This window comes from Gluconobacter sp. P1D12_c, assembly GCF_018812105.1.
GTDB lineage: Bacteria > Pseudomonadota > Alphaproteobacteria > Acetobacterales > Acetobacteraceae > Gluconobacter > Gluconobacter oxydans_A.
This window is the reverse complement of sequence record NZ_JACSIQ010000829.1, coordinates 1-367: the sequence shown is the minus strand read 5'-3', so window position 1 is coordinate 367 and position 367 is coordinate 1. Positions and strand designations below refer to the sequence as shown.

Here is a 367-nt window from a genome sequence, read left to right as displayed (position 1 = left end):
AGAAGGCTCTGGCCTATTCAGACRGGAKCAAAGGCGGMCGTCCSCCGTTCGATCCGGAGCTGATGTTCAAGATCCTGGTCATCCAGACGCTGAACAATCTGTCCGACGAGCGAACGGAATATCTGATCAACGACCGCCTGTCCTTCATGCGTTTCCTTGGTCTGGGACTGTCGGACCGGGTGCCCGATTCCAAAACGGTCTGGCTGCTCCGTGAACGCCTGACACAGGCGGGTGCGATCGATGGGCTGTTTAACCGGTTTGAAGCGACCCTGCGGAACGCCGGTTATCTGCCGATGTCAGGCCAGATCCTGGATGCAACATTGGTAGCCGCTCCAAAGCAGCGCAATACGAATGCTGAGAAAGCCGA

The 367-nt window shown here is 57.3% G+C and carries 1 protein-coding gene; it reads left to right on the top strand.

What is annotated here, in order from left to right; genetic code table 11:
• Positions 1-367: transposase (locus KP705_RS19400; RefSeq protein WP_215765494.1), on the top strand; the 367-nt coding region annotated here is incomplete at both ends.